The following is a 21577-nucleotide window of genomic DNA, read 5'->3' on the forward strand; positions in this document are numbered from 1 at the left end:
AACCGGACCAATCCTTCCTCCGCCGACCAACCCTCAGCTGAAAGGTACCGTGCCATGCGTTCCATTCTCTGCCCCGCCGATTCGACCCCCGGTTTCGATCCGCGCCTTGAAACCGCGCTTGCCCTCGCCCGCGCGATGCGCGGCCATGTCACCTTGCAGGTTGCCACCCCGGTTGCCGAAATGGCGGTGTGGGAACCGTTCGGAGGCGCCGTGCTGTCCGCCAACGCGATCAACGCCGCGCGCGATGCGGACCGGCAACTGGCGAACGATCTTTCCGAAAAGATGAAGCGTGAAGATGTTCCTTTCGATGTGTCGACGGTCGACGTTTCGCGAATCGAAGGGCTGGCGGCCTCTGCCCGGTTTGCCGACGTTATCGTGACCGGGCTGGACGATCCGACGATAGAGGAAGTGTCGCTTGGCGTGCGCTGCCCCGTGCTGGCAACGCCTGAGAACGTGGCGATGACTGCGTTCGACGTGCCGGTGATGATCGCCTGGGATGGCGGCCACGAAGCCGCCAACGCAATGCGCGCCTCGCTGCCGCTGCTGCGTCTTGCCAGCCAGGTCCACGTGCTGACGGTAAAGGAAAAGACCGCCGGTTTCCCCGCCAGCGACGCGCTCTGCTATCTCTCGCGCCACGATATCCACGCCGAACTGCACGAAGTGGCGCCGGAAGGTTCGATCTCGTCGACCATAGAGGCCACGGCCAAGCGGCTTGGCGCGGGGCTGATCGTGATGGGCGTCTATGGCCACAGCCGCCTGCGGGAGTTGTTGCTGGGCGGCGTTTCGCGTGACCTGCTGGACAACGCGACCGTGCCGCTCCTGCTGGCGCACTGAGCGGAGCGGCGCTAGCCTCCCCTTCGCGATCAGTGAAGGGGAGTTCTAGCATGACCAAGCACATCACCGGCCGGGCCGCGATGAAACTGGCCGCGGCCGCGTTGCTGGCAGGGGCCGCCGTTTCGGGCGCCGCCGGCGCGAAGCCGGCCGGGCACGGCGCAATGAAACCGGCCGCGGCCATCGCCGATTCGCACCGGCCGGAAGCGAATCGCAAGATGGACGAAGGACGCAAGCCGCAGGCGATCCTGGCGTTTTCCGCGTTTCGTCCCGGCGATGTCGTGGCCGACTGGGGCGCGGGCGGCGGTTACTATTCCGAACTGATTGCGGATGTGGTCGGGCCGAAGGGCCTGGTCTATGCGATAAATTCGCCCGCGTTCTACAAGCCGGAGGTGTGGGAGCCGCTGCTGAAGGCGCATCCCAACGTAAAGCCGCTGCTTGCGCCGGCCGATGCGCAGCAGCTTGCGCCGAACAGCGTCGATGCGATTTTCGCGCACCTTGAATACCACGATCTCTATTTCATCTCGGAAAAGTTCAAGCACCCGAAGCTGAACGTGCCGGCGGTGATCGCCAACTGGTTCGCGGCGGTGAAGCCCGGCGGGCAGGTGATCGTGGTCGATCATGTCGCGCTGCCGGGCGACCCGCGTGAGAATACCAACAAGTATCACCGCATCGATCCCGACCAGGTCAGGCACGACATGACTGCCGCCGGGTTCGTCGAAGCTGGCGAATCGGACGTGTTGCGGCGCAGCGACGATCCGCACAACGTGATCGTATTCGATCCGTCGGTGCGCGGAAAAACCGATCGGTTTGCCCTGAAGTTCCGGAAACCGGGCTAATTTCCGCTAACGATTGTAAAAATTGCAACCAAAAATGCCCATTTCGCACTTGCGAGATAAGATTGTGCAGTGCATATAGAGACTGCCTTTCAGGCATCCTCTCCCAAAACTTCCAGGCCCGGCCGGCAACGGCCGGGCTTTTTTTCGTCCGAATCGGCGGCGGCCCCGCCTGGTCCGCCTGGTCCGCCTGTTTGGCTTCGGCTGCCGGCTCTGACGGGTTTGCAACCGATGCATCGCCCGCGCGTTTGAAATGCGGATGGGCAATCCCTAGCTTGTCCCTCTCGGTAACGGACCCGAAGCGGTCCCCAGCAAGGAACGGGCAGTCGCATGGCGGATGTCGATACGGCCGATCTGGCCACGGGAACGGTGCGGCTGCAGGTCGCTGGCGCGCGCGGCGAGGAAAGCGGGCAGGGTTTTGCCCGCATCAGCCGCGAGGTCATGGGCCAGCTGGGCGTGACCGAAGGCGACGCGATAGAAATAACCGGCAAGCGTTCCACTGTCGCGCGCGTCCTGCTGCCCTATCCCGAGGATGAAGGCTTGCAGGTGATCCGGCTTGACGGGTTGCAGCGCGCAAATGCCGAAACCGGATCGGGCGAACATGTAGAGGTGAAGAAGGCCGAAACGCGCACCGCGCAGCGTGTCGTCTTCGCGCCCGCGCAACGCGATTTGCGGCTTCACGGTCCGGCGCAGGCGTTGAAGCGCAACTTCCTCGGCCGCCCGGTGCTGACCGGCGACCTTGTGGCGACGACCGGGCAGCAGCCGGTGAACCGGGGCGAGATGCCGCCGCAGTTGCAACGCATGGTCAACGTCCCCGCCTTCGCGCTCACGCAGATCCGGCTCACCGTCGTTTCCACCGTGCCCAAGGGCGCGGTGGTGATCGACGAGGAAACCGAAGTCGAGCTGCGCGCCGAATACGAAGAACCGCGCGATGGCCGCGCCGACGTGAACTATGACGATGTCGGCGGCATGGACGACACGATCAAGCAGCTGCGCGAAATGGTGGAACTGCCGCTGCGCTATCCCGAATTGTTCCGCCGCCTCGGCGTCGATCCGCCCAAGGGCGTGCTGCTCCACGGCCCGCCGGGAACCGGCAAGACGCGGCTGGCCCAGGCGGTCGCCAATGAAAGCGACGCCACGTTCCTGACGGTAAACGGTCCGGAAATCATGGGTTCGGCCTATGGCGAGAGCGAAAAGCGCCTGCGCGAGGTGTTCGAGGAAGCGCAGCGCGATGCGCCCGCGATCATCTTCATCGACGAGATCGATTCGATCGCGCCCAAGCGCGACCAGGTGCATGGCGAGGCGGAAAAGCGCCTTGTCGCGCAGCTTCTCACGCTGATGGACGGGCTGCACGGCCGCTCCAACCTTGTCGTTATCGCCGCGACCAACCGGCCCGATGCGATCGACGCCGCGCTGCGCCGCCCCGGCCGTTTCGACCGCGAGATCGTGGTCGGCGTGCCCGACGAGAAAGGCCGGCGCGAGATCCTGGCCATCCACACTCGCGGCATGCCGCTGGGCGAAGGGGTGGACCTGAAGGAACTGGCGCGCACCACGCACGGCTTCGTGGGCGCGGATCTTGCCGCGCTGGCGCGCGAGGCCGCGATTGAGGCGGTGCGACGGATCATGCCGAAGCTCGATTTCGACCAGCAGACGATCCCCGCCGAAGTGCTGGATGCGCTGCGGGTAGAGCGCGCGGACTTTGTCGAGGCGCTGAAGCGCGTCCAGCCTTCGGCCATGCGCGAAGTGATGGTCCAGGCGCCGTCGGTCGGCTGGTCCGACATCGGCGGGCTGGGCGAAGCGCAGGACAAGCTGAAGGAAGGCGTGGAACTGCCGCTGAAGAACCCGGAGGCGTTCCACCGTCTGGGCATCCGCCCGGCCAAGGGCTTCCTGCTCTATGGCCCGCCCGGAACCGGCAAGACCTTGCTGGCGAAGGCCGTGGCGAAAGAGGCGGAGGCCAACTTCATCTCGATCAAGTCGTCAGACCTGCTCTCCAAGTGGTACGGCGAAAGCGAACAGCAGATCAGCCGCCTGTTCGCCCGCGCGCGTCAGGTGGCGCCCTGCGTGGTGTTCATCGATGAAATCGACAGCCTCGTGCCCGCGCGCGGCAGCGGTGCCGGCGGTGAGCCGCAAGTGACCGCGCGGGTGGTGAACACCATCCTTGCCGAGATGGACGGGCTTGAGGAACTGCAGTCGGTCGTCCTGATCGGCGCGACCAATCGGCCCAACCTGGTCGATCCCGCGCTGCTGCGGCCCGGCCGGTTCGATGAGCTGGTCTATGTCGGCACGCCCGACAAGGCCGGGCGCGAACATATCCTGAAGATCCACACCGCCGACATGCCGCTGGCAGGTGACGTGGACCTGGCGGAGGTGGCCGAAAAGACCGACCGCTTCACCGGCGCGGACCTGGAAGACGTGGTGCGCCGCGCGGGCCTTGGCGCGATCCGCCGGGCGGGCGGCGCCGTCGACAGCGTGACCGCGGAAGACTTCGCCGCCGCGCTGGACGATTCGCGCGCGACCGTGACGGCCGAGATGGAAGCCGAATACGCGAAGATGAAGGGCGAACTGAAAAAGCGCGCCGCCGAACCGACGCCCATCGGCTTCATTACGCCGGGCATGGTCGAATCGACGCGGGTCGAGAAGAAGAACGGCGATTAGGCCGCGTGGACACTGTCCAACCTGAACGACCGACGGCATTCAGGGAGGGCTGATCGCGCCGTTGAACGGCGGGAAATGTCGGGGGGAATCTGCCCTTGCGCATTTCCCGCCCCGCTGCGACTTGCACCGCCTGCGGCGGCGCAAGTCTCGCTCCCCTCCCGCTTGCGGGAGGGGTTGGGGGTGGGCTGGCGCAACTTCTGAATTGTCGTCGTATCCTGACAGACTGCGCTTGGCAGAATTTCGCGGATAGCGATCGTGTCGGGTTTCGGGAATGGCGACGAGGCTGCTGGACGACCGGGCAGTCGGGGGTAGCTGCCCTTTTTTGAATTTGGCTACATCGGCTGTAGTCTGCCGTAACCAAAATCGCCCCTTGACCGGTGATCCCCAAAGCTCATCCGAGGCAATTCTATGAGTTTGGCTACATCCCGTTTCCTCGCAATCGTCATTTGCCTGACTTCAACAGCGGCGCCTGCTCGGGCTGTAGCCTCGGATCAGGCATTTGCCAGCTCCACCGATGATGTCGTTACCATAAGGAGATGCCTGGACGGAAATGACGAGCGCGCAATGACTTGCATTGGTCAAATTGCTGACGGCTGTTTGGCGAAGGCTCGCCACGAACAACCTTGGATGGCGCGAATGAACTGCTGGTCCAGGGAAAACCATGCTTGGGAACAACTGCTCAACAATAAATACAAGGAACTAGCATCCAAAGCCAAGCTCCAGGATACCGCCACCGGACCTTACCTAGAGCGCAATTCGTATGAGATGCTTGAAGACTCACAACAGAAGTGGCTTGTATTCAGAGACGCTGAGTTGGGACGTTTTTGGGCAATGCGGGCTCCCGCTTCGGCGTCATGGCGGGCCGCCGATCTCGAACGAGTGCGCCTCAGGCTCACCGTCGACCGATTTGTCGAACTCTCAATGGAATGAGAGGGGCGCGTGGGAGCGTTGACGAGCGATTGAATGTGTTCGGGCGGGCTTGCATCGTCACCCCGCCTCGATCGTATCCGTCTTGCGCTCCATCTCCAGGCGTTTCCTGGCGATCGCTTGCGGCATTTCGCGGCGCAGCCAGTCGAGCATGGCTTCGCGCACCGCACAGCGCAGGTCGAACAGAAGTCCGGCATCGCGCGCGCTCATCAGCAGGCGCACTTCCATCGCCGACGCGGTGGTGTCCGTTACCTGCACACCCGCCACGCGGCCGTCCCAGTTGGTGTGCGCCCTGATCTGCCGCTCCGCCTCCTCGCGGACCGGGGCGATGTGCGTTGCAGGGTCCAGGTAGAGGAACACCGTGCCCAACAGTTCGGAGCTTTCGCGCGTCCAGTTCTGGAAGGTGTCCTCCATGAACTTGGATGTCGGCACGACCAGCCGCCTCTCGTCCCACACCTTCACCACGACATAGGTCGTGCGGATATCCTCGATCCGGCCCCATTCGCCATTGATGATCACGACGTCGTCTATCCGGATCGGTTCGGTCAGCGCCATCTGGATGCCCGCGATCAGCGATTTCAGCGCGGGTTGCGCCGCCGCGCCCACGGCAAGGCCCGCCAGCCCCGCCGAAGCGATCAGCGTCACGCCCACGTTGCGCACGCTGGGTATCGACAGCAGCATCAGCGCGATGGTGATGACGATCACCACGAAGGTGGCGATCCGCGAAAGGATCGTCAGCCGCGTCAGCCGTCGGCGCGCCTGCAGATTGTTTTCGGTGGTGATGTCGGCGCGCAGGGCCATCGCCCTGGTGGCGATCTGCACCAGTACCAGCGCCAGCCAGCCGATGATCGCGGGGATGGCAAGGCCCGAAACGTGCGCCCAGGCATCGGCGATCCAGGGCACCTGCCGCGCCGCGAAGGCCAGTGCCAGCGCGATCAGCGCCCAGCGCAGCGGGCGCGAAAGCTGGCGCGCGATGCCGATGTCGCGCACGCCGTCGAACTCGTCGAGCAGGCCCGAAAGCAGCCGCACGGCAATGGCGTGCACCACAAGCGCGATGGCGATGGCCACCGTCGCGGCAATCGCTGTGGTAATGGCGGAGTTGATCCAGGCCGGCGCACTGGCGATGAACGTCGTCGGAAGAGCCATGGCCGTATTATGGGCCTGTCATGCTGCCCTGTCATGCTGCAATGCAAACGCGGTGACTGTTTCATGACTGTTTCAATGGTCCCCGGCCGCGACAGCGCGCCACCGCTATCTGCACCTCAGGGATCAGCGCGTCAGGCCGAAGGGAAATCGATCCGCACCACCAGCCCGGCTGCGGTGAATTCGCGCTCTATCGCGCCGCCCAGTTGCCGGGCGGAACTTTGCATCAGCATCGATCCGAACCCGGTGCGCTCGGGCTCTGCGCCGGGCATCCGGCAGTGTTCTTCCCAGTCGATCACCACGTGCCCGTCTTCCCGCCGCCAGCGCACCGACAGCGTTCCTTCGGGCTGCGACCATGCGCCGTATTTCACCGCGTTCGTCACCAGTTCGTGCAGCACCAGCCCCAGCGGCATGGCCAGCTTCGCGGGGAGGATCACCGATTGCCCGTCAAGCGTGCAGTGCCCGTCGTCGCTGCGATAGGGGGCGATGGCCTTGTCGATCAGGTCTGCCAGGTCGACTTCGGGACGGTCGGCGGCGCCCTGCGTCACCTGGTGCGCGGTGACGAGCGCGTGGATGCGCTCGCTGATCCGGTCGACCGTGGCCTGCGCGGCGGGATCGCTTTTGCCCGTCATCTTCACGATGGCCAGCACGACCGCGAAAAGGTTTTTCACGCGGTGGTTCAACTCGCGCGCCAGAAGGTCCGCGCGGTCGCGCGCGGCGGCGATGGCGGCGGCGTTGGCGGCGGCGGCCTCTGCCTGCGCCACCCGGCTCACCTGCCACAGCCCCAGCCCCAGCGCGGCGACGATGGCGAGGAACAGCAGCAGCAGCAGCGGCAGCACGCGCTGTTCGGCCGCGTTGGCGTTGCCGCTGGCATCCTCCAGCCGCTTGCGTTCGATCGCTTCCAGCCGATACACCGCCTCGCGCAGCCCGCTCATCGCGGCCTGGCCTTCATCGCTGAGGATGCGGGTGCGCGCTTCTATGGGTTCGCCCTGGCGGATCAGCGCCACGGTATCGTCCAATTCCGCCCACTTCGCATCGCCCAGCCGCTCTATCCGGTCGACCAGATCGCGCTGTTGCGCCGCAAGCGACGGGCCAAGCTGTTTGTGGAGCCGCGAAACCGCTTCGCGATAGCGGGTGCGGCCTTCCTGGTATGGCTCAAGGTATCGGGTGTCGTACGTGATCAGGTATCCGCGCTGGCCCGTTTCGCCCAGCACGGTCGCCACCAGCATGTCGTTCAGCGAATCGATCACTTCCGCCGTCCGCGTGGCCTGGTTGCGTTGCTCGCGCTCTGTCTCCAGCGTGGTGAAGATCAGCGCCAGCGAGCCGAGCAGCCCCGCCGCGACGACGATGAACAGCGCAAGGCTTGGCGTGCGTGCGCCGCGCCGCCACCATCCGGCGCGCAGGACGCGAAACGCCCGCGGCCATTGCCTGGGAGAACCTTGCGGGGGCTGCGATGCCGGGGAAGCGTCCATCGCCGTCGCCCTAGACCAGCGGCGCGGCGCCAGCAATATTGCGCGATGCGCATATGGCGCGCGACTTGACGAATGGCGCTCTCTTGCGTATCGGCGCGCGTCTGATTTCGCGTCCGTCGCTTGCGGCGGCGTGTTGGTATTTTCGCTGCCGGCCGATTCGCTTGTCGATCGCTACGCAGCCAGTCGAGTCGAGAGAAGAACGATGAAGCGCACTTTCCAGCCCAGCCGTCTCGTGCGCAAGCGCCGCCACGGCTTCCGCGCCCGCAAGGCTACCCCGGGTGGCCGCAAGGTGCTTGCCGCCCGCCGTGCGCGCGGCCGCAAGAGCCTGTCGGCCTGAGCAAGCCGGAGGGCGAAGCGCCGGTGGCCGTGAACGGCGGCCCGACCGGCACATCGCTTCGCCCCGCGCCGCTTGCGACGATGCGCAAGCGGGCCGAATTCCTAGCCGCGAATCGTGGAACCCGGGTCTCGCGGCCCGGGTTTGTGCTGCTTGTGCGCAAGCGGACCGGTGATTCGGAGGAAAACGGCGAGGGCCAGATGCGATTCGGCGTGACCGTCACCAAGAAGATCGGCAACGCGGTTGTCCGCAACCGCATGAAGCGCCGCTTTCGAGCCCTGCTGCGCGAAGTCTTGCCGCAGGCCGGACTTGCCCATGCCGACCACGTGCTGATCGGGCGCGAGGGCGGGGTGGAACGCGATTTCCATGCGATGAAGGCCGAACTGTTCGAAGCGCTGGCCCGCGCTGCCGCCGGCAAGGGCGATCCGCCGCGCGGAAATCGGCGGGGACGCAGGCGGTGAAGTATGTTTTCATCCTTGTCGCGCGGTTCTGGCAGCTCGGCCCGTCGCGCGTTTTGCCGCCCACGTGCCGCTACACTCCCAGCTGTTCGCAGTACGCAATCGAGGCTTTGCAGAAACACGGGGCGATTAAGGGTGGCTGGCTTGCGGCGAAGCGGCTATTGCGCTGCCACCCATGGGGCGGCTGCGGCCATGACCCGGTGCCCTGAGCCATCGGCTGAGCGGGCATTTTCCTGACTATCCACGGGACGAGAGACGACAAGAAGTGGACAAGAATCGCAATCTCATCCTGGCTGTGATCCTGACCGGCCTGATCCTGCTCGGCTGGGACGCCGGGATGAAATACTTCTATCCGCAGCCCGCGAAGCCGGTGCCCGCGGCCAGCGTGGCGGCCGATGCCGGCCAGGACGCGACCGCCGCGCCCGCGCCCGCAAGCTCGTCCACGGCCAAGCCCACGCGTGAGGGCGGGCTGGTCGACGCGACGGCCATCGCCACCGAAAAGCGCGATCTTGCCACGGACCTTGCCTCGCCCGACCGGGTGGCGATCGAAACCCCGATGGTTCGCGGTTCGATCGACCTGAAAGGCGCGCTGCTCGACGACCTGACGCTGACCAGGTATCGCGAGACGGTGGCCAAGGACAGCCCGCCGGTGCGCCTGTTCTCTCCCCCCGGAACGCCCGCGCAATATTATGCGCAGTTCGGCTGGGCCGGAAACGGCGTGGCCACGCCCGATGCGAAGACGCTGTGGACCGCGGACGGCAGGAAGCTGACGTCCGAAACGCCGGTTACGCTGACGTGGAGCAACCAGACCGGGCAGACCTTTGCGATCCGTTTCGCGATCGACAAGGACTATATGATCACCACCACGCAGACCGTCACCAATGCGGGCGGCGCGCCGGTGGTCGTCACCCCGTTCACCCGCGTCAACCGCACCGACAAGACCGCCAGCCTGGACACATGGACCATCCATTCCGGCCCGATCGGCGCGTTTGACGGCACGGTGGATTTCGGCACCAATTACAAGGACGTGACCAAGGCCGACGGCGGCACCGTGACCCCGGCGGGCAAGGCCAACTGGATCGGCTTTACCGACATCTACTGGCTGTCCGCGCTGGTGCCCGATGGCAAGGCGAAGCCCGAAACCGATTTCCGCAGCCTTGGCAACGATATCTTCCAGGCCAACATGGTCTATGCGCCGGCCACGATCGCGCCGGGTTCAAGCGACACGATCGCCACCCGCCTGTTCGCCGGCGCGAAGGAAAACGCGATCCTCGAAAAGTACGAGGACCAGGGCATCGCGCACTTCTCGCTCGCGATCGACTGGGGCTGGTTCCGCTGGTTCGAAAAGCCGATCTTCTGGCTGCTCGACTGGCTGTTCAAGATGGTCGGCAACTTCGGCGTGGCGATCATCCTGCTGACCGTGGTGGTGCGCGGGCTGATGTTCCCGGTCGCGCAGCGGCAGTTCGCCTCGATGGCGCAGATGCGCGCGGTGCAGCCCAAGATGAAGGCGATCCAGGACCGCTTCAAGGACGACAAGCAGAAGCAGCAGGAAGAGATCATGAAGCTCTACCGCGAAGAGGGCGTGAACCCTCTTGGCGGCTGCCTGCCCATGTTCCTGCAGGTTCCGGTGTTCTTCGCGCTGTACAAGGTGCTGATGCTGACCATCGAGATGCGTCACCAGCCCTTCATCCTGTGGATTCACGACCTTTCCGCGCCCGATCCGCTGCATATCCTGAACCTGTTCGGCCTGCTGCCGTTCACGCCGCCCAGCTTCCTGGGCATCGGCATTCTGGCGCTGATGCTGGGCGTGACGATGTGGGCGCAGTTCAAGCTGCAGCCCACCGCGATGGACCCCACGCAGGCCCAGATGATGAGCCTGATGCCGTGGTTCATGATGTTCATCATGGCGCCCTTCGCCGCGGGCCTGCTGATCTACTGGATCACGTCGAACCTGTTGACCATCGGGCAGCAGAAGTACCTCTACAGCCGCCATCCGCAGTTGAAGGCGCAGGCGGCGAAGGACCAGCAGAACATCGACCGCAAGACCACCAAGAAGGATGCGGCCAAGGGCAAGCCCAAGGCGCGTTAGGGTGAACGAAAGCGACCAGACCGAAGAGGCCGCGCGCGCAGAGGCCGCGCGGCTGCTCTTTGCCGGGCGGATAGAGTTCCTGAAAAGCGCGCCCGCGCTCAAGTTCCTGCCCGATCCGGACCTGCCGGAGATCGCGTTCGCCGGACGTTCGAACGTGGGCAAGTCGTCGCTGCTCAACGCGTTGACCGGGCGGCGGGCGATCGCGCGCACATCCGTCACGCCGGGCCGCACGCAGGAGCTGAATTTCTTCGAGGTGGGTGAGCCGACCAGGCTGCGACTGGTCGATATGCCGGGATACGGCTTTGCCAAGGCACCGCCCAAAGTGGTGGAACAATGGCGCCGCCTGGTCCGCGATTACCTGCGCGGGCGCGTGGTGCTGAAGCGCACGCTGCTGCTGATAGACAGCCGCCACGGGGTGAAGCCCGTCGATGCCGAAATGATGCAGATGCTGGACGAGGCAGCGGTCGGCTATCGGCTGGTCCTTACCAAGGCGGACAAGATCAAGGCCAGCGAACTGGCGGACGTGACGGCGCGGACAGAGGCAGAGGCACGCAAGCGCACGGCCGCCTATCCCGGCGTGATCGTGACTTCCTCCGAAACGAAGCTGGGTATCGATACCTTGCGCGAGGCGGTGCTTGAGGATTCGGGGCTTTACGCCTGATCGGCCCGCACCGGGGGTTCTGTATCAGCAATTCGGGATGACACCGCGCGCCTGGCGGGCTAGGTGCCGCCGGGATGGAAGCCGTTCGCGCCTTTTTCATGCGACATCGCCGCATCGCCGCGCTGGTGCTTGCGCTGGCGCTGTGCATGAAGGCGCTGCTGCCTGTCGGCTATATGGTCGGCACCAGCGGCGATACGCTGTCCATCCAGATCTGCGGCGGCCAGCCTGACGGGCAGCAACTCATGCAGATCCTCGTTCCCCTGTCCGGCCCGGCGACGGGCAAGGCGGATATGCAGGACATGCAGCACAAGGGGGCGAGCGACTGCCCGTTTTCCGCGCTGTCGATGGGCACGATGGCGTCCGGCGACGCACCGTTCATCGTCGCGGCGATCCTGTTCGTCTTCGCGCTGGCCTTTGCGCCGATGGTGGCCGCGCCGCTGCCGCGCCTGCGCTTCCTCAGCCCGCCCTTGCGCGGGCCGCCCGCCCTTTCCTGAACGCCCGGCCGCGCTGGCGGCCGGACCGGACATGACGGCGACGCGCCGCTGACGGCCCCTTTCATGGCGGGCCGCATACCGTGCGCGCGCGATTTTCAGGAAAGACCTTTCGATGTCGAATACCCTTCGCGGCCTGCGCGCCGCCCTGCTTGCCACTGCCTGCCTGATCCCCGCGCCTGCCTTTGCGCAGGATGCGACGATGCTGCCGCCGGTCGATATAGAGATGGCATCCTCGCCCGATACGATCGCGACCGAGCCGCTGGGCGGTACCACGCTGGACAGCAAGGCGATCCGCAAGGATGCGGCCCGCACCAGCGACACCGGCGCGATGATCACCGCGATCCCCGGCGTTTCGGCCAATGGCGGCGGCGGCTTTTCCTCCATGCCCGCGGTGCGCGGGTTGTCCGAACAGCGGTTGCGCATCGTGGTGGACAACGTGCCGATCGATTCGGCCTGTCCGAACGACATGAATTCGCCCCTGTCCTATACCGATCCGCAAACGATCGGCTCGATCGCGGTGGTGCCCGGCGTGTCGCCGGTCAGCATGGGCGGCGACAACATTGCGGGGGTCATCAGCGTGGAAAGCGCGATGCCGCGTTTCGCGAGCGCGGGCGGAACGCTGCTGACGGGCGAAGCGTCGGCCTTCTACCGCTCCAACGGAAACGGCTTTGGCGGCGCGGTGTCGCTGACGGCAGCAAGCGCGCACCTGAGCGCGACTTATACAGGATCGTACACCCGCGCCGAAAATTACGACGGCGGCGGAAGCATGGGCATGGTGCGCTCAACCGAATATGCGAAGACGGACCACGCGCTTGCGCTTGCCGCGCAGACCGGGGCGGGTCTTTTCGAACTGAAGGGCGGCTATCACCATTCGCCCTACGAAGGCTTTCCCAATCAGTGGATGGACATGACCGACAACCGGTCATGGTTCGTGAACGGTCGCTATCGCGGGACGTTTACCTGGGGTGACGTCGATTTCACCGCGAGTTACCGCGATACCGATCACGCGATGAACTTCCTGGCGGACAAGCTGCCCGGGTCGATGCCGATGAACACGCAGGTCCACACCTTCGTGTCCGCGCTGAAACTGCGCCTGCCGTTGTCTGACGCATCGCTGCTGCGCGTGGGTGGGGACTATCATCACCAATGGCTGGACGATTACTGGCCGCCGGTGCCGGGCAGCATGATGATGGGGCCGGACAGCTTCGTAAACGTCAATGCCGCGCACCGGGATCGGCTCGGCCTGTTCGGCGAGTGGGAACGGCACTGGAGCGATGCCTTCTCCACGCTGGCGGGCCTGCGTTTCGACCGGGTGACGATGAACACCGGCGATGTGCGGCCTTATGGCACGGGCATGATGCAGATGGCCGACGTGGCCGCGGCGGCGGCCTTCAATGCGGCGGACCATCGCCGCGCGGACAATAACTGGAGCGCGACGGCGCTGGCGAGCTGGCAGCCATCGCAGGCGCTTTCGGTAGAGCTGGGATATGCGCACAAGGCCCGCTCCCCCAATATATACGAGCGCTATAGCTGGGGGCGCGGTTCGATGGCGAGCCGGATGATCGGCTGGTTCGGGGACGGCAACGGCTATGTCGGCAACCTGGATCTGAAGCCGGAGCGGGCCGACACAGTAAGCGCCACGCTGCGCCTGTCCGCACCGGGCGGGGCGACGCTGAAACTGTCACCCTATTACACCCATGTCGACGGCTATATAGACGCGGTTTTCCTGAAGGATCTGACCGATGCGGCGGGGGCGCCCACCGGCTTCGTGCAACTGCAATTCGCCAACCGACAGGCGGAGTTTCACGGGCTGGACGCCTCGGCCGTTGTTCCGCTGGCGAAGGGCGAGGGCCGCGCCACCAGCCTTGTCGCAAGCGCAAGCTGGTTGCGCGGGCAGAACCTGTCGGACCACCGGCCCGTCTATCACCAGATGCCGTTCAACGCGCGGATCGGCATAGATCATGTGGCCGGTCCGCTGGAGGCCGGGGCCGAGGTCGAGTTCGTCGCCCGCAAGGATCGCGTCGATCCCGTCCGTCGCGAACCGGTGACAAGCGGCTATACGCTGGTCAACGCGCGCGTCGCCTATACGATGGGCGGCGTGAAGCTGAGCGTTTCGGCGGATAACCTGCTGGACGAAGCCTATTACGAACCGCTTGGCGGGATGTCGCTGGGCGATTTCAAGGCAACGGGGGTGCTACGGCCGGTGCCGGGCAAGGGCCGTTCGGTAAACGTCGGCCTTTCCACGACGTTCTGACCGTGCGGGCACCAGTGCACCGCGCAGGCGACAGGGGGCGAGCCGCCGTGCGCGGCCCGTCTCCGTTCGCGCGTCTGGGCGCAGCGGGTGCGGCGTTGCTGATAAATGCTGGCGCACTGGCGGGCGTGATCGTTGCCACGCGCGCCAGTGCACCGCCGCCTGCCGCGCGCCCCGCCGCGCTTGTGGCGATCGCGATCCGTGAAGCGCATCGCGCAACGCCCCCGCCACGCGCGCCGGAACGCGCGCCCGCCCGGTCCGTTGCGCCGTCTCCGCCACCGCAGGCGGCAACGGCCGCGCCGGAGGTCGCCGCGTCCGGCCCGCCGGCCAGCGCCGTGTCCGCGATCCCGGTGCCGGTGGCGGCCGCACCAATATCCGTCCACCTTGCCGCTCCCCAGGCGCCCCCCGTCGCGCAGCCCGCACCCGATCCGAAGGCGCGCGCTGATGCGCTTGCCGCCTATCGCGATGCGCTGTGGCGCGCGATTGCCGCGCATCGCCCGCGCGGAACCGCGTTTTCAGGCACCGTCACTCTGCACTTTCGCGTGAATCGGGCGGGCGCGCTGCTGTCTGCCACGGTTTCGGGATCGAGCGGCAACGTCCTGCTCGACAGGCAGGCGCTTGTCGCCTTGCGCCGCGCCGCTCCATTTCCGGCGCCGCCGGAAACCGCGCGGGACGCAGACCTGTCCTTTGCAATCCCGCTGCGGTTTGGCGCCAGATGAAACGCACGGTATCTAACATTCGGTAGGGTTCTTGCATTGTCGGCCCGACCGCCTAAATCGCTGGCCGACCGCAAGTTCGATCCCCGAATCCGACCAAGGATGGAAAGCACATGACCAGCGCCCCGATCTCGCCCGCGATTCCCGCCGATATGGCGCGCATCTTCGAACTGCAGCAGCAGCACCAGTGGGACGCCAAGGCGTCGAGCGCGGAGCAGCGCAAGGCCAAGCTCGCCGCCCTTAAGGCGGCGGTAGAGGCGCGTGCGGACGAAATCGTGGCGGCGGTGCAGGAAGATACGCGCAAGCCAGAACAGGAAATCCGCGTTACCGAAGTGCTGAACATCGTCGGCAATATCCAGCGCAATATCGACAACCTCGAAAACTGGATGAAGCCGACCGACGTCACGCCGTCGAACAACCCCGACGATGCCGCGCAGATCGTTTACGAAGCGCGCGGCGTTTGCCTGATCCTCGGGCCGTGGAACTTCCCGCTGGGCCTCACCTTCGGGCCGCTCGCCGCCGCGATTGCCGCCGGCAACACCTGCATGGTGAAGCTGACCGACCTGTGCCCGGCGACCGCGCGCATCGCGGCCGAAATCTGCGGCGAAGTGTTCGACGAAAAGGACGTGGCCGTGTTCGAGGGCGACGTTTCCGTTGCGCAGGCGCTGCTTGAGCTGCCCTTCAGCCACATCTTCTTCACCGGCAGCACGCGGGTGGGCAAGATCGTGATGACGGCGGCGGCCAGGCACCTTGCCAGCGTGACGCTGGAACTGGGCGGCAAGTCGCCGGTGATCGTGGACGAAGGCGCCGACATCGGAAAGATCGCGGCCGATCTTGCCGCGGCCAAGCAGTTCAACGGCGGGCAGGCCTGCATCAGCCCCGACTATGTCTTCGTGCGCGAGGACCAGAAGGCAAAGCTGGTCGAAGGGTTCAGGGCCAACGTGCAGGCCAACCTTTACGATGCCGAAGGCCAGCTGAAGAAGGACAGCATCGCCCAGATCGTGAACGAGGCGAACTTCAACCGCGTGAAGGCCATGTTCGACGATGCGGTGGCGCAGGGCGCGACCGTTGCGGCGGGCGGCGTGCTGGAAGCCGAAGACCTGACCATCCACCCCACGATGCTGACCGACGTGACCCCGCAGATGAAGATCCTGCAGGAAGAAATCTTCGCGCCCGTCATCCCGGTGATGACTTATGAAAGCATCGACCAGGCGATCGGCTATATCGAGGCGCGCGACAAGCCGCTGGCGCTCTATGTCTATTCGGACAACGAAGAGACGGTGGACAAGGTGCTGGCGCGCACGTCGTCGGGCGGGGTCACGGTGAACGGCGTGTTCTCGCACTATCTGGAAAACAACCTGCCCTTCGGCGGCGTGAACCAGAGCGGCATGGGCAGCTATCACGGCTATTTCGGGTTCAAGGCGTTCAGCCACGAACGCGCGGTTTACCGTCACAAGGCAGCCGCCGCCGCGTAACACCCGGTGGCGTACCGGCACCGCCCACCCCGTCCTGCCTGTGCGGCGGGCCGGGGGCCGTGTGCGCGCGTGCGCATCCTTCGCGTTTGCCCGCCTGTTCAGCCTCGACAGGGTGTAGCTGAACCGATAGGGCGGCGGCGCAGTGCGAGGTAAGGAGCGCGCATGAAGCTCGTCATCGGCAACAAGAACTATTCCAGCTGGTCGCTGCGGGCCTGGCTTGCGGCGAAGCAATCGGGGCTTGCCTTCGAAGAGATCATGGTCCCGCTTTATGGCGAGGACTGGGACGAAGCGAAGAAGGACGGCGAACTGGCGCCGTCTTCCGGCAAGGTGCCGATCCTGTGGGATGGCGAGACCGTGGTGTGGGACAGCCTGGCGATCGTGGAATTCCTGGCGGATCGCGTCGGGCGCGACCGGTTCTGGCCGAAAGACGATGCGGCGCGCGGCATGGCCCGATCGATGGTTGCAGAAATGCACTCGTCCTATTTCGCGCTGCGCCGCCAGTTGCCGATGAACATCCGCAAGCGATTCGAAGGGTTCGAAGTGCCTGACGATGCGAAAGCGGACATCGTGCGCATCCTGACCCTTTGGGCAGAGGCGCGCGCGCGCTTCGGCAAGGGCGGGCCGTTCCTGTTCGGCACGTTCGGCGCGGCGGACGTGATCTATGCCCCGGTCGTGTCACGGTTCATCAGCTATGGCGTGCCGGTGCCGGGCTTCGCCGTCGCCTATATGCAGGCGGTGTGGGAACACGACTGGATGCAGGCCTGGGTCAAGGCCGCAGAGGACGAGGAATGGACCATCGCGCAGTTCGAAAAGCCGCAGGCCCAATGATGCGCGGATGGGCGGCGGCGGCGCTTGCGCTGGCCGCCATGCTGCTGCCGCAGCCGGTGCTGGCCTGGGGCGCCTACGGCCACCGCACGATTGCCGAAATCGCGCTGGACAACGTCACGCCGCAAACCCGCGCGCGGATCGCCGCGCTGATCGCGGACAACGCAGCGCTGGGCACGCCCGATTGCCCGGTCCATTCGCTGTCCGATGCCTCGGTGTGGCCCGATTGCATCCGCCACGACCGGACGCGCTGGGCCTATACCTTCCCGTGGCACTACCAGACCGAGCCGGTGTGCTCGCCCTATGACGTGAAGGCCCACTGCGCGAACGGCAACTGCGTGTCCGCGCAGATTGAGCGCGACATATACATCCTGAAAAACCGCAAACTGCCGCGCGCCCAGCGGCTGCGCGCACTGGTGTTCCTTACCCACTTCGTTGGCGATATTCACCAGCCGCTGCATTCGGGCGACGATAACGACGCGGGCGGGAACCGGGTGAAGGCGGACTATGGCATCGTGCCCGGCCTCAACCTGCACTGGGTGTGGGACGGGCCGCTGGCCGAACGCGCGATCTCGTCCGCCAGCCCCGCGCTGGTGCACCGCTTTTCACCGGCCGAAAGGGCGAAGCTCGATGGCGGCACCGTCGCCGACTGGGGCCGTGAAAGCTGGGAACTGGCCAAACGCTTCGTCTATCCCGAAGACACCGGAAAAGACCCGTGCACCGGCGGAAAGGCCACGCATGCGAAGCTGACGGACAAGCAGATCGAAGCGGCGCTTCCGGTGATCCGCAAGCGGATAGAGCAGGCCGGATTGCGCCTTGCCCGCGTGCTGGACGAATCGCTGGGCTGACCGGAGGCGGGGCAGCCCGCGCGCCCCTTATCTCGGTCGCCGGGCCGGATAGGGCGTGCCGTCGCGGTGGAAGTACCCTTCGCCGCTGAACGTCATGTCTATGTCCGTATAGCCGCCGCTTCCGTCCATGTTGCCCGCGCCGACAACCACGAACGTACAGTCCGTTTCGCTCCGGTTCTGCAGGTGGTGGCCGTTCTTCACACCGGCGGGGAACGCCGCGCAGTCTCCCGGTCGCAAAACGGTTTCGCCGTCGTCCTCCACCAGCACCGCCTCGCCCGAAAGCATGACGAGGAACTCGTCCTCGTCGTCGTGCCAGTGCCGCTGTGAAGACCATGCGCCGGGCTTGAGCACAACGTGGCTTGCGCCCATGTGCTTCAGCCCGCCGACCGGCGCAAGGCGACGATACCAGCGCCCGGAAACGGGTTGGTCGAACGGGTCGGGATATCCGGTGCGGTTGGTAAGCTCTATGGCCTCAAGGTCCAGTCTTGGCATGGGCGCGCTGCTCCTGCTTGTCTCGCCACGGCATAGCCCATATGCGGGGTGTCAGTCATGACCGCATCTTCCGTAGCCGCGCTGGCCGAAAGGCTGATCGAATGTCCGTCCGTTACCCCGGCGGCGGGGCTGGTGTTCGATTCGCTTGAAGCGATGCTGGTGCCGCTGGGCTTCGCGGTTACGCGCTTCCACGATGGCGAACCGCCCGACGGGCCGGTTGAAAACCTGTTCGCGATCCGGCGCGGGCCGCAAGGCAGCCGCCATTTCGCCTTTGCCGGCCACGTGGATGTCGTTCCACCGGGTGAGGGATGGGAAAGCGCGCCTTTCGCGCCCGAAGTGCGCGGAGACCTGCTTTACGGCCGCGGCGCGGTGGACATGAAGGGGTCCATCGCGGCGATGGTCGCGGCGGTAAGCGCCATCCCAGAAGACGCGGGGACGATCAGCTTCGTGATCACCGGGGACGAGGAAGGCCCGGCGCGTTTCGGCACCGTCTCGCTGATCGCGCATATGCGCGAACGCGGCGATATTCCGGACCTGTGCCTTGTGGGAGAGCCGACATCGGTGAACCGGCTGGGCGACATGGTGAAGATCGGGCGGCGCGGATCGGTCAACATGTGGCTTTCGGTAAAGGGCGTGCAGGGCCACGTCGCCTATCCGCACCTTGCCGATAATCCGATCACCAGGCTGGTCGCGCTGCTGGCCGAACTGGACGAAATCGTGCTCGACCAAGGCACCGACTGGTTCCAGGCCTCGAACCTGGAAGTCACCGACCTGGAAGTTGGCAACCCCGCGCACAACGTGATCCCCGCCGAAGCGAAGGCGCGCATCTCTGTGCGGTTCAATGACCTGCATACCGGTGCGGAACTGGTGGCGCGGGTAGAGGAAGTCGCCGCGCGGCACGGCGGCACGGTGAAGGGAATCGTTTCGGGCGAAGCCTTCCTGACCCCGCCGGGACACTTCTCGGACATAGTGGTGGCCGCGATCCGCGCCGAAACGGACATCGAGCCGGAACTGTCCACCAGCGGCGGAACGTCCGACGCGCGGTTCCTGAAAGACCTGTGCCCGGTGATCGAATTCGGCCTGTGCAACGCGACGATGCACAAGACCGACGAGGCCGTGGCGCTGGCCGACCTTGACGTGCTGGCGCGCATCTTCGCCCGCATCGCGCAGGCCGCGCTCAGGCGTTGAGTCAGCGCGCCTTGCGCAGCACGATATAGACCGCGCCCGCGCCGCCGTGGCGCGGCTGGGCCGGGCGCACGGCGGCGATCCGGTCCGCGTGCGGGCTTGCCGCCAGCCAGTCGAGCAGTTTTGCCCGGATCGCGCCGCGCCGTTCGCCGCGCTGGTCATGGTGCCCGTGCGGGCGATGCTTGCCTGCCACCAGCAGAACCACGCGCGCGCCCATCGCCATCGCCTGCGCCAGACCGTTGACCAGCCTTGCGTGCGCGGCATCCAGCCCGTGGCCGTGAAGGTCGATGGTCACATCCGGCTCGATACTGCCGCGTGACAGCTTGCGCTCCCACGACGTGTCGAGCCCGTGGCGCGTCAGTGGACGCGGCGCGGCGGAAGGGGTGGGGGCTGGCGCGGGGCGGGGCGCCGGGACGCGGCCTTTGGGTTTGGGCCCGGACAGCGGCGGCTGCGAGGCGGGCGGGGCGGAAACCGGATGATGTTCGCGCAACGCGGGGCGCGAATGGATCGGCGTGACCGTGTCTGTCACGCGCTTCCACAGTGCCGCCTCTTCGGGCGTCAGTCCGCGCGGGGGCCTCATCGCCCGGTCAGCCGCGCAACCGTTCCCCTTGGCAGCAGCAGCAGCGCCCGTCCGTGCGCGCTCATCCCGCCCGCGACGGTCTTTGCGCGTTCGCCCGCGCCCCAGAATGTATCGAAACGGTTGGCGCCCTTGATCGCGCCGCCGGTGTCCTGCGCCACCCAAAGCCCGTCCGCCTCCGGGTTGTCCATGCCTTCCAGCAGCACCGGCGCGCCCAGCGGGACGAAAGCCGGATCGGCGGCGACGCTTACCGAGCCGCGCACCGGAACGCCCAGCGCGCCCAGCGGCCCGTCACCGTCCAGTTCGCGGAAGAATACCCAGCTGGCGTTCTCGTCCATCAGGGCGCGGCCTTCCGCCGGGTGATCGCGCAGGTACTGGACGATTCCCTGCATCGATGCCGGATACTCTCCCGGCCCGTCGCCGAACAGGCCGCGCTGGCGCATCAGCGAACCGATGCCGGTATAGGGTTGCCCGTTCTGCCCCGCATAACCGATCCGCATCACCGTGCCGTCGGGCGCGCGCAAGCGGCCCGATCCCTGGATCTGCAGGAAGAAGAAGTCGATCGGGTCTTTCGCCCAGGCAATCTCCAGCCCCTTGCCGGCCAGCGCGCCCGCATCGATCTGCGCGCGCGTGTAATAGGGCACGAAATTGCCGTCGGCATCGTACCGGCCAAGCGGCTGGCGGCCAGAGGCTGTAGGCGGCGCATCGCCCGGCGCCGCGCGCACAAGGTCGGGTGGCAGGCCATAGACGGGAACGTCGTATCCCGGCAGGTGCTGGCGCGATCCGGCGATCTGCGGCTCGAAATAGCCGGTTGCGAAAGCCTTGCCGCTGCCGACCTCTGCGGTTTCGAACCATGTTTCGAAAAAGCGGCGCGCATCCGCCTTCGGCCAGGCGGCCGCGGCGTTGCAGGCGGGCACCCAGTCTGCCGGGCGGGTCAACCCGCTGGCATCGGCGCGGACCGTCAGGCGGGGGCAGCTTTCGATGAAAGAGGACAGCGCGCTGGCTGCCCGATCGCCCCCCGAAGCGCCATTCGCGGACAGGCGGCCTGCCGATGCGTCCGCGTTCGTCGGCGTCCCTATGCGCGCTACGCGCCCGAAGCTGAGGCCGGACAACAGCGGCCCGCGCGATACGCCGGCAAGCGCCGCCGTTGCGGGCGGGGCAGGCGGCGTAACCGGGGCGGGCGGCACGATCCTTGCGCAAGATGAAAGCGCGGCAAGCGCGATGGACGCCGTAAAACACCGCATCGCGCGCTGGCTTTGCACGACCCCACCCCCAACGGCCCGTTCCCTGACGGCCCGTTCCATCATC

General features: G+C 66.1%; 21 protein-coding genes. 16 read left to right on the forward strand and 5 right to left on the reverse strand.

What is annotated here, in order from left to right; translation table 11 throughout:
* Positions 1-54 precede the first annotated feature (54 nt).
* The 4 genes from RXV95_RS02735 to RXV95_RS02750 all read left to right on the forward strand — a co-directional run bounded on the left by RXV95_RS02735 (position 55) and on the right by RXV95_RS02750 (position 5252).
* Positions 55-834 carry a universal stress protein gene (locus RXV95_RS02735; RefSeq protein ID WP_338467496.1) on the forward strand — a complete coding sequence of 260 codons (780 nt, stop codon included), beginning with the start codon at positions 55-57 and terminating at the stop codon, positions 832-834.
* A gap of 50 nt (positions 835-884) precedes the next feature.
* Positions 885-1670 carry a methyltransferase gene (locus RXV95_RS02740; protein WP_338467497.1) on the forward strand — a complete coding sequence of 262 codons (786 nt, stop codon included), beginning with the start codon at positions 885-887 and terminating at the stop codon, positions 1668-1670.
* 327 nt (positions 1671-1997) lie between these two features.
* Positions 1998-4322 (forward strand): CDC48 family AAA ATPase, encoded by a 2325-nt coding sequence (locus RXV95_RS02745; RefSeq protein ID WP_338467498.1) that lies wholly within the window; start codon positions 1998-2000, stop codon positions 4320-4322.
* A gap of 408 nt (positions 4323-4730) precedes the next feature.
* Positions 4731-5252: a lysozyme inhibitor LprI family protein gene (locus tag RXV95_RS02750; protein WP_338467499.1), complete on the forward strand. Its 522-nt coding sequence runs from the start codon at positions 4731-4733 to the stop codon at positions 5250-5252.
* A 57-nt stretch (positions 5253-5309) separates the two neighbouring features.
* On the opposite strand, the gene RXV95_RS02755 is transcribed toward RXV95_RS02750, so the two are convergent.
* The gene (locus RXV95_RS02755; protein WP_338467500.1) at positions 5310-6395 is read right to left on the reverse strand and encodes a mechanosensitive ion channel family protein; all 1086 of its coding nucleotides are present in this window, start codon (positions 6393-6395) and stop codon (positions 5310-5312) included.
* A 131-nt stretch (positions 6396-6526) separates the two neighbouring features.
* Complete coding sequence (locus RXV95_RS02760; RefSeq protein ID WP_338467501.1) at positions 6527-7864, reverse strand: CHASE3 domain-containing protein; 1338 nt, start codon at positions 7862-7864, stop codon at positions 6527-6529.
* A 202-nt stretch (positions 7865-8066) separates the two neighbouring features.
* On the opposite strand from RXV95_RS02760, the gene rpmH reads away from it, so the two are divergent.
* From rpmH to RXV95_RS02815, 11 genes are all read left to right on the forward strand, one after another.
* The gene (gene rpmH / locus RXV95_RS02765) at positions 8067-8201 is read left to right on the forward strand and encodes a 50S ribosomal protein L34 (protein ID WP_338467502.1); all 135 of its coding nucleotides are present in this window, start codon (positions 8067-8069) and stop codon (positions 8199-8201) included.
* Positions 8202-8281: 80 nt separating this feature from the next.
* On the forward strand, positions 8282-8659 hold the full coding sequence (gene rnpA, locus RXV95_RS02770; RefSeq protein ID WP_338468616.1) for a ribonuclease P protein component: 378 nt from the start codon (positions 8282-8284) through the stop codon (positions 8657-8659).
* The gene (yidD, locus tag RXV95_RS02775; protein ID WP_338467503.1) at positions 8656-8865 is read left to right on the forward strand and encodes a membrane protein insertion efficiency factor YidD; all 210 of its coding nucleotides are present in this window, start codon (positions 8656-8658) and stop codon (positions 8863-8865) included. The genes rnpA and yidD overlap by 4 nt, the downstream gene beginning before the upstream one ends.
* Before the next feature lie 56 nt (positions 8866-8921).
* Complete coding sequence (gene yidC / locus RXV95_RS02780) at positions 8922-10745, forward strand: membrane protein insertase YidC (RefSeq protein ID WP_338467504.1); 1824 nt, start codon at positions 8922-8924, stop codon at positions 10743-10745.
* Between the two features lies 1 nt (position 10746).
* Entirely contained in the window at positions 10747-11406 is a 660-nt protein-coding gene (yihA, locus tag RXV95_RS02785) for a ribosome biogenesis GTP-binding protein YihA/YsxC (RefSeq protein WP_338467505.1), read from the forward strand.
* Between the two features lie 98 nt (positions 11407-11504).
* The gene (locus tag RXV95_RS02790) at positions 11505-11900 is read left to right on the forward strand and encodes a DUF2946 family protein (RefSeq protein ID WP_338467506.1); all 396 of its coding nucleotides are present in this window, start codon (positions 11505-11507) and stop codon (positions 11898-11900) included.
* A 112-nt stretch (positions 11901-12012) separates the two neighbouring features.
* Positions 12013-14154, forward strand: coding sequence for a TonB-dependent receptor (locus RXV95_RS02795; protein ID WP_338467507.1), 2142 nt, complete (start codon positions 12013-12015; stop codon positions 14152-14154).
* Positions 14155-14201: 47 nt separating this feature from the next.
* The gene (locus RXV95_RS02800; RefSeq protein WP_338467508.1) at positions 14202-14870 is read left to right on the forward strand and encodes a TonB family protein; all 669 of its coding nucleotides are present in this window, start codon (positions 14202-14204) and stop codon (positions 14868-14870) included.
* Positions 14871-14980: 110 nt separating this feature from the next.
* Positions 14981-16342, forward strand: coding sequence for an aldehyde dehydrogenase family protein (locus RXV95_RS02805; RefSeq protein WP_338467509.1), 1362 nt, complete (start codon positions 14981-14983; stop codon positions 16340-16342).
* Between the two features lie 162 nt (positions 16343-16504).
* A complete protein-coding gene (locus RXV95_RS02810) occupies positions 16505-17170 on the forward strand; it encodes a glutathione S-transferase family protein (RefSeq protein ID WP_338467510.1) in 666 nt (221 codons plus the stop codon).
* The gene (locus tag RXV95_RS02815) at positions 17167-18015 is read left to right on the forward strand and encodes a S1/P1 nuclease (RefSeq protein WP_338467511.1); all 849 of its coding nucleotides are present in this window, start codon (positions 17167-17169) and stop codon (positions 18013-18015) included. Before RXV95_RS02810 ends, RXV95_RS02815 begins: the two co-directional genes overlap by 4 nt.
* 27 nt (positions 18016-18042) lie before the next feature.
* On the opposite strand, the gene RXV95_RS02820 is transcribed toward RXV95_RS02815, so the two are convergent.
* A complete protein-coding gene (locus tag RXV95_RS02820) occupies positions 18043-18507 on the reverse strand; it encodes a cupin domain-containing protein (protein ID WP_338467512.1) in 465 nt (154 codons plus the stop codon).
* A gap of 57 nt (positions 18508-18564) precedes the next feature.
* Between RXV95_RS02820 and dapE the strand changes: the two genes are divergently transcribed.
* Positions 18565-19695: a succinyl-diaminopimelate desuccinylase gene (dapE, locus tag RXV95_RS02825; protein WP_338467513.1), complete on the forward strand. Its 1131-nt coding sequence runs from the start codon at positions 18565-18567 to the stop codon at positions 19693-19695.
* Between the two features lies 1 nt (position 19696).
* Here dapE and RXV95_RS02830 read toward each other — a convergent pair whose 3' ends face one another.
* Together RXV95_RS02830 and RXV95_RS02835 are read right to left on the reverse strand one after the other, a co-directional pair.
* Entirely contained in the window at positions 19697-20272 is a 576-nt protein-coding gene (locus RXV95_RS02830; RefSeq protein WP_338467514.1) for a Smr/MutS family protein, read from the reverse strand.
* Positions 20269-21513, reverse strand: coding sequence for a murein transglycosylase A (locus RXV95_RS02835; protein WP_338467515.1), 1245 nt, complete (start codon positions 21511-21513; stop codon positions 20269-20271). The genes RXV95_RS02830 and RXV95_RS02835 overlap by 4 nt, the downstream gene beginning before the upstream one ends.
* Between the last annotated feature and the right edge of the window lie 64 nt (positions 21514-21577).

The organism is Novosphingobium sp. ZN18A2 (genome assembly GCF_036784765.1).
Classification (GTDB): domain Bacteria; phylum Pseudomonadota; class Alphaproteobacteria; order Sphingomonadales; family Sphingomonadaceae; genus Novosphingobium.

Coding starts and splice junctions, on each gene's coding strand:
- RXV95_RS02735 (WP_338467496.1), top strand. CDS start 55: ATGCGTTCCATTCTCTGCCCCGCCGATTCGACCCCCGGTTTCGATCCG.
- RXV95_RS02740 (WP_338467497.1), top strand. CDS start 885: ATGACCAAGCACATCACCGGCCGGGCCGCGATGAAACTGGCCGCGGCC.
- RXV95_RS02745 (WP_338467498.1), top strand. CDS start 1,998: ATGGCGGATGTCGATACGGCCGATCTGGCCACGGGAACGGTGCGGCTG.
- RXV95_RS02750 (WP_338467499.1), top strand. CDS start 4,731: ATGAGTTTGGCTACATCCCGTTTCCTCGCAATCGTCATTTGCCTGACT.
- RXV95_RS02755 (WP_338467500.1), bottom strand. CDS start 6,395: ATGGCTCTTCCGACGACGTTCATCGCCAGTGCGCCGGCCTGGATCAAC.
- RXV95_RS02760 (WP_338467501.1), bottom strand. CDS start 7,864: ATGGACGCTTCCCCGGCATCGCAGCCCCCGCAAGGTTCTCCCAGGCAA.
- rpmH (WP_338467502.1), top strand. CDS start 8,067: ATGAAGCGCACTTTCCAGCCCAGCCGTCTCGTGCGCAAGCGCCGCCAC.
- rnpA (WP_338468616.1), top strand. CDS start 8,282: ATGCGCAAGCGGGCCGAATTCCTAGCCGCGAATCGTGGAACCCGGGTC.
- RXV95_RS02790 (WP_338467506.1), top strand. CDS start 11,505: ATGCGACATCGCCGCATCGCCGCGCTGGTGCTTGCGCTGGCGCTGTGC.
- RXV95_RS02795 (WP_338467507.1), top strand. CDS start 12,013: ATGTCGAATACCCTTCGCGGCCTGCGCGCCGCCCTGCTTGCCACTGCC.
- RXV95_RS02805 (WP_338467509.1), top strand. CDS start 14,981: ATGACCAGCGCCCCGATCTCGCCCGCGATTCCCGCCGATATGGCGCGC.
- RXV95_RS02810 (WP_338467510.1), top strand. CDS start 16,505: ATGAAGCTCGTCATCGGCAACAAGAACTATTCCAGCTGGTCGCTGCGG.
- RXV95_RS02815 (WP_338467511.1), top strand. CDS start 17,167: ATGATGCGCGGATGGGCGGCGGCGGCGCTTGCGCTGGCCGCCATGCTG.
- RXV95_RS02820 (WP_338467512.1), bottom strand. CDS start 18,507: ATGCCAAGACTGGACCTTGAGGCCATAGAGCTTACCAACCGCACCGGA.
- dapE (WP_338467513.1), top strand. CDS start 18,565: ATGACCGCATCTTCCGTAGCCGCGCTGGCCGAAAGGCTGATCGAATGT.
- RXV95_RS02830 (WP_338467514.1), bottom strand. CDS start 20,272: ATGAGGCCCCCGCGCGGACTGACGCCCGAAGAGGCGGCACTGTGGAAG.
- RXV95_RS02835 (WP_338467515.1), bottom strand. CDS start 21,513: ATGCGGTGTTTTACGGCGTCCATCGCGCTTGCCGCGCTTTCATCTTGC.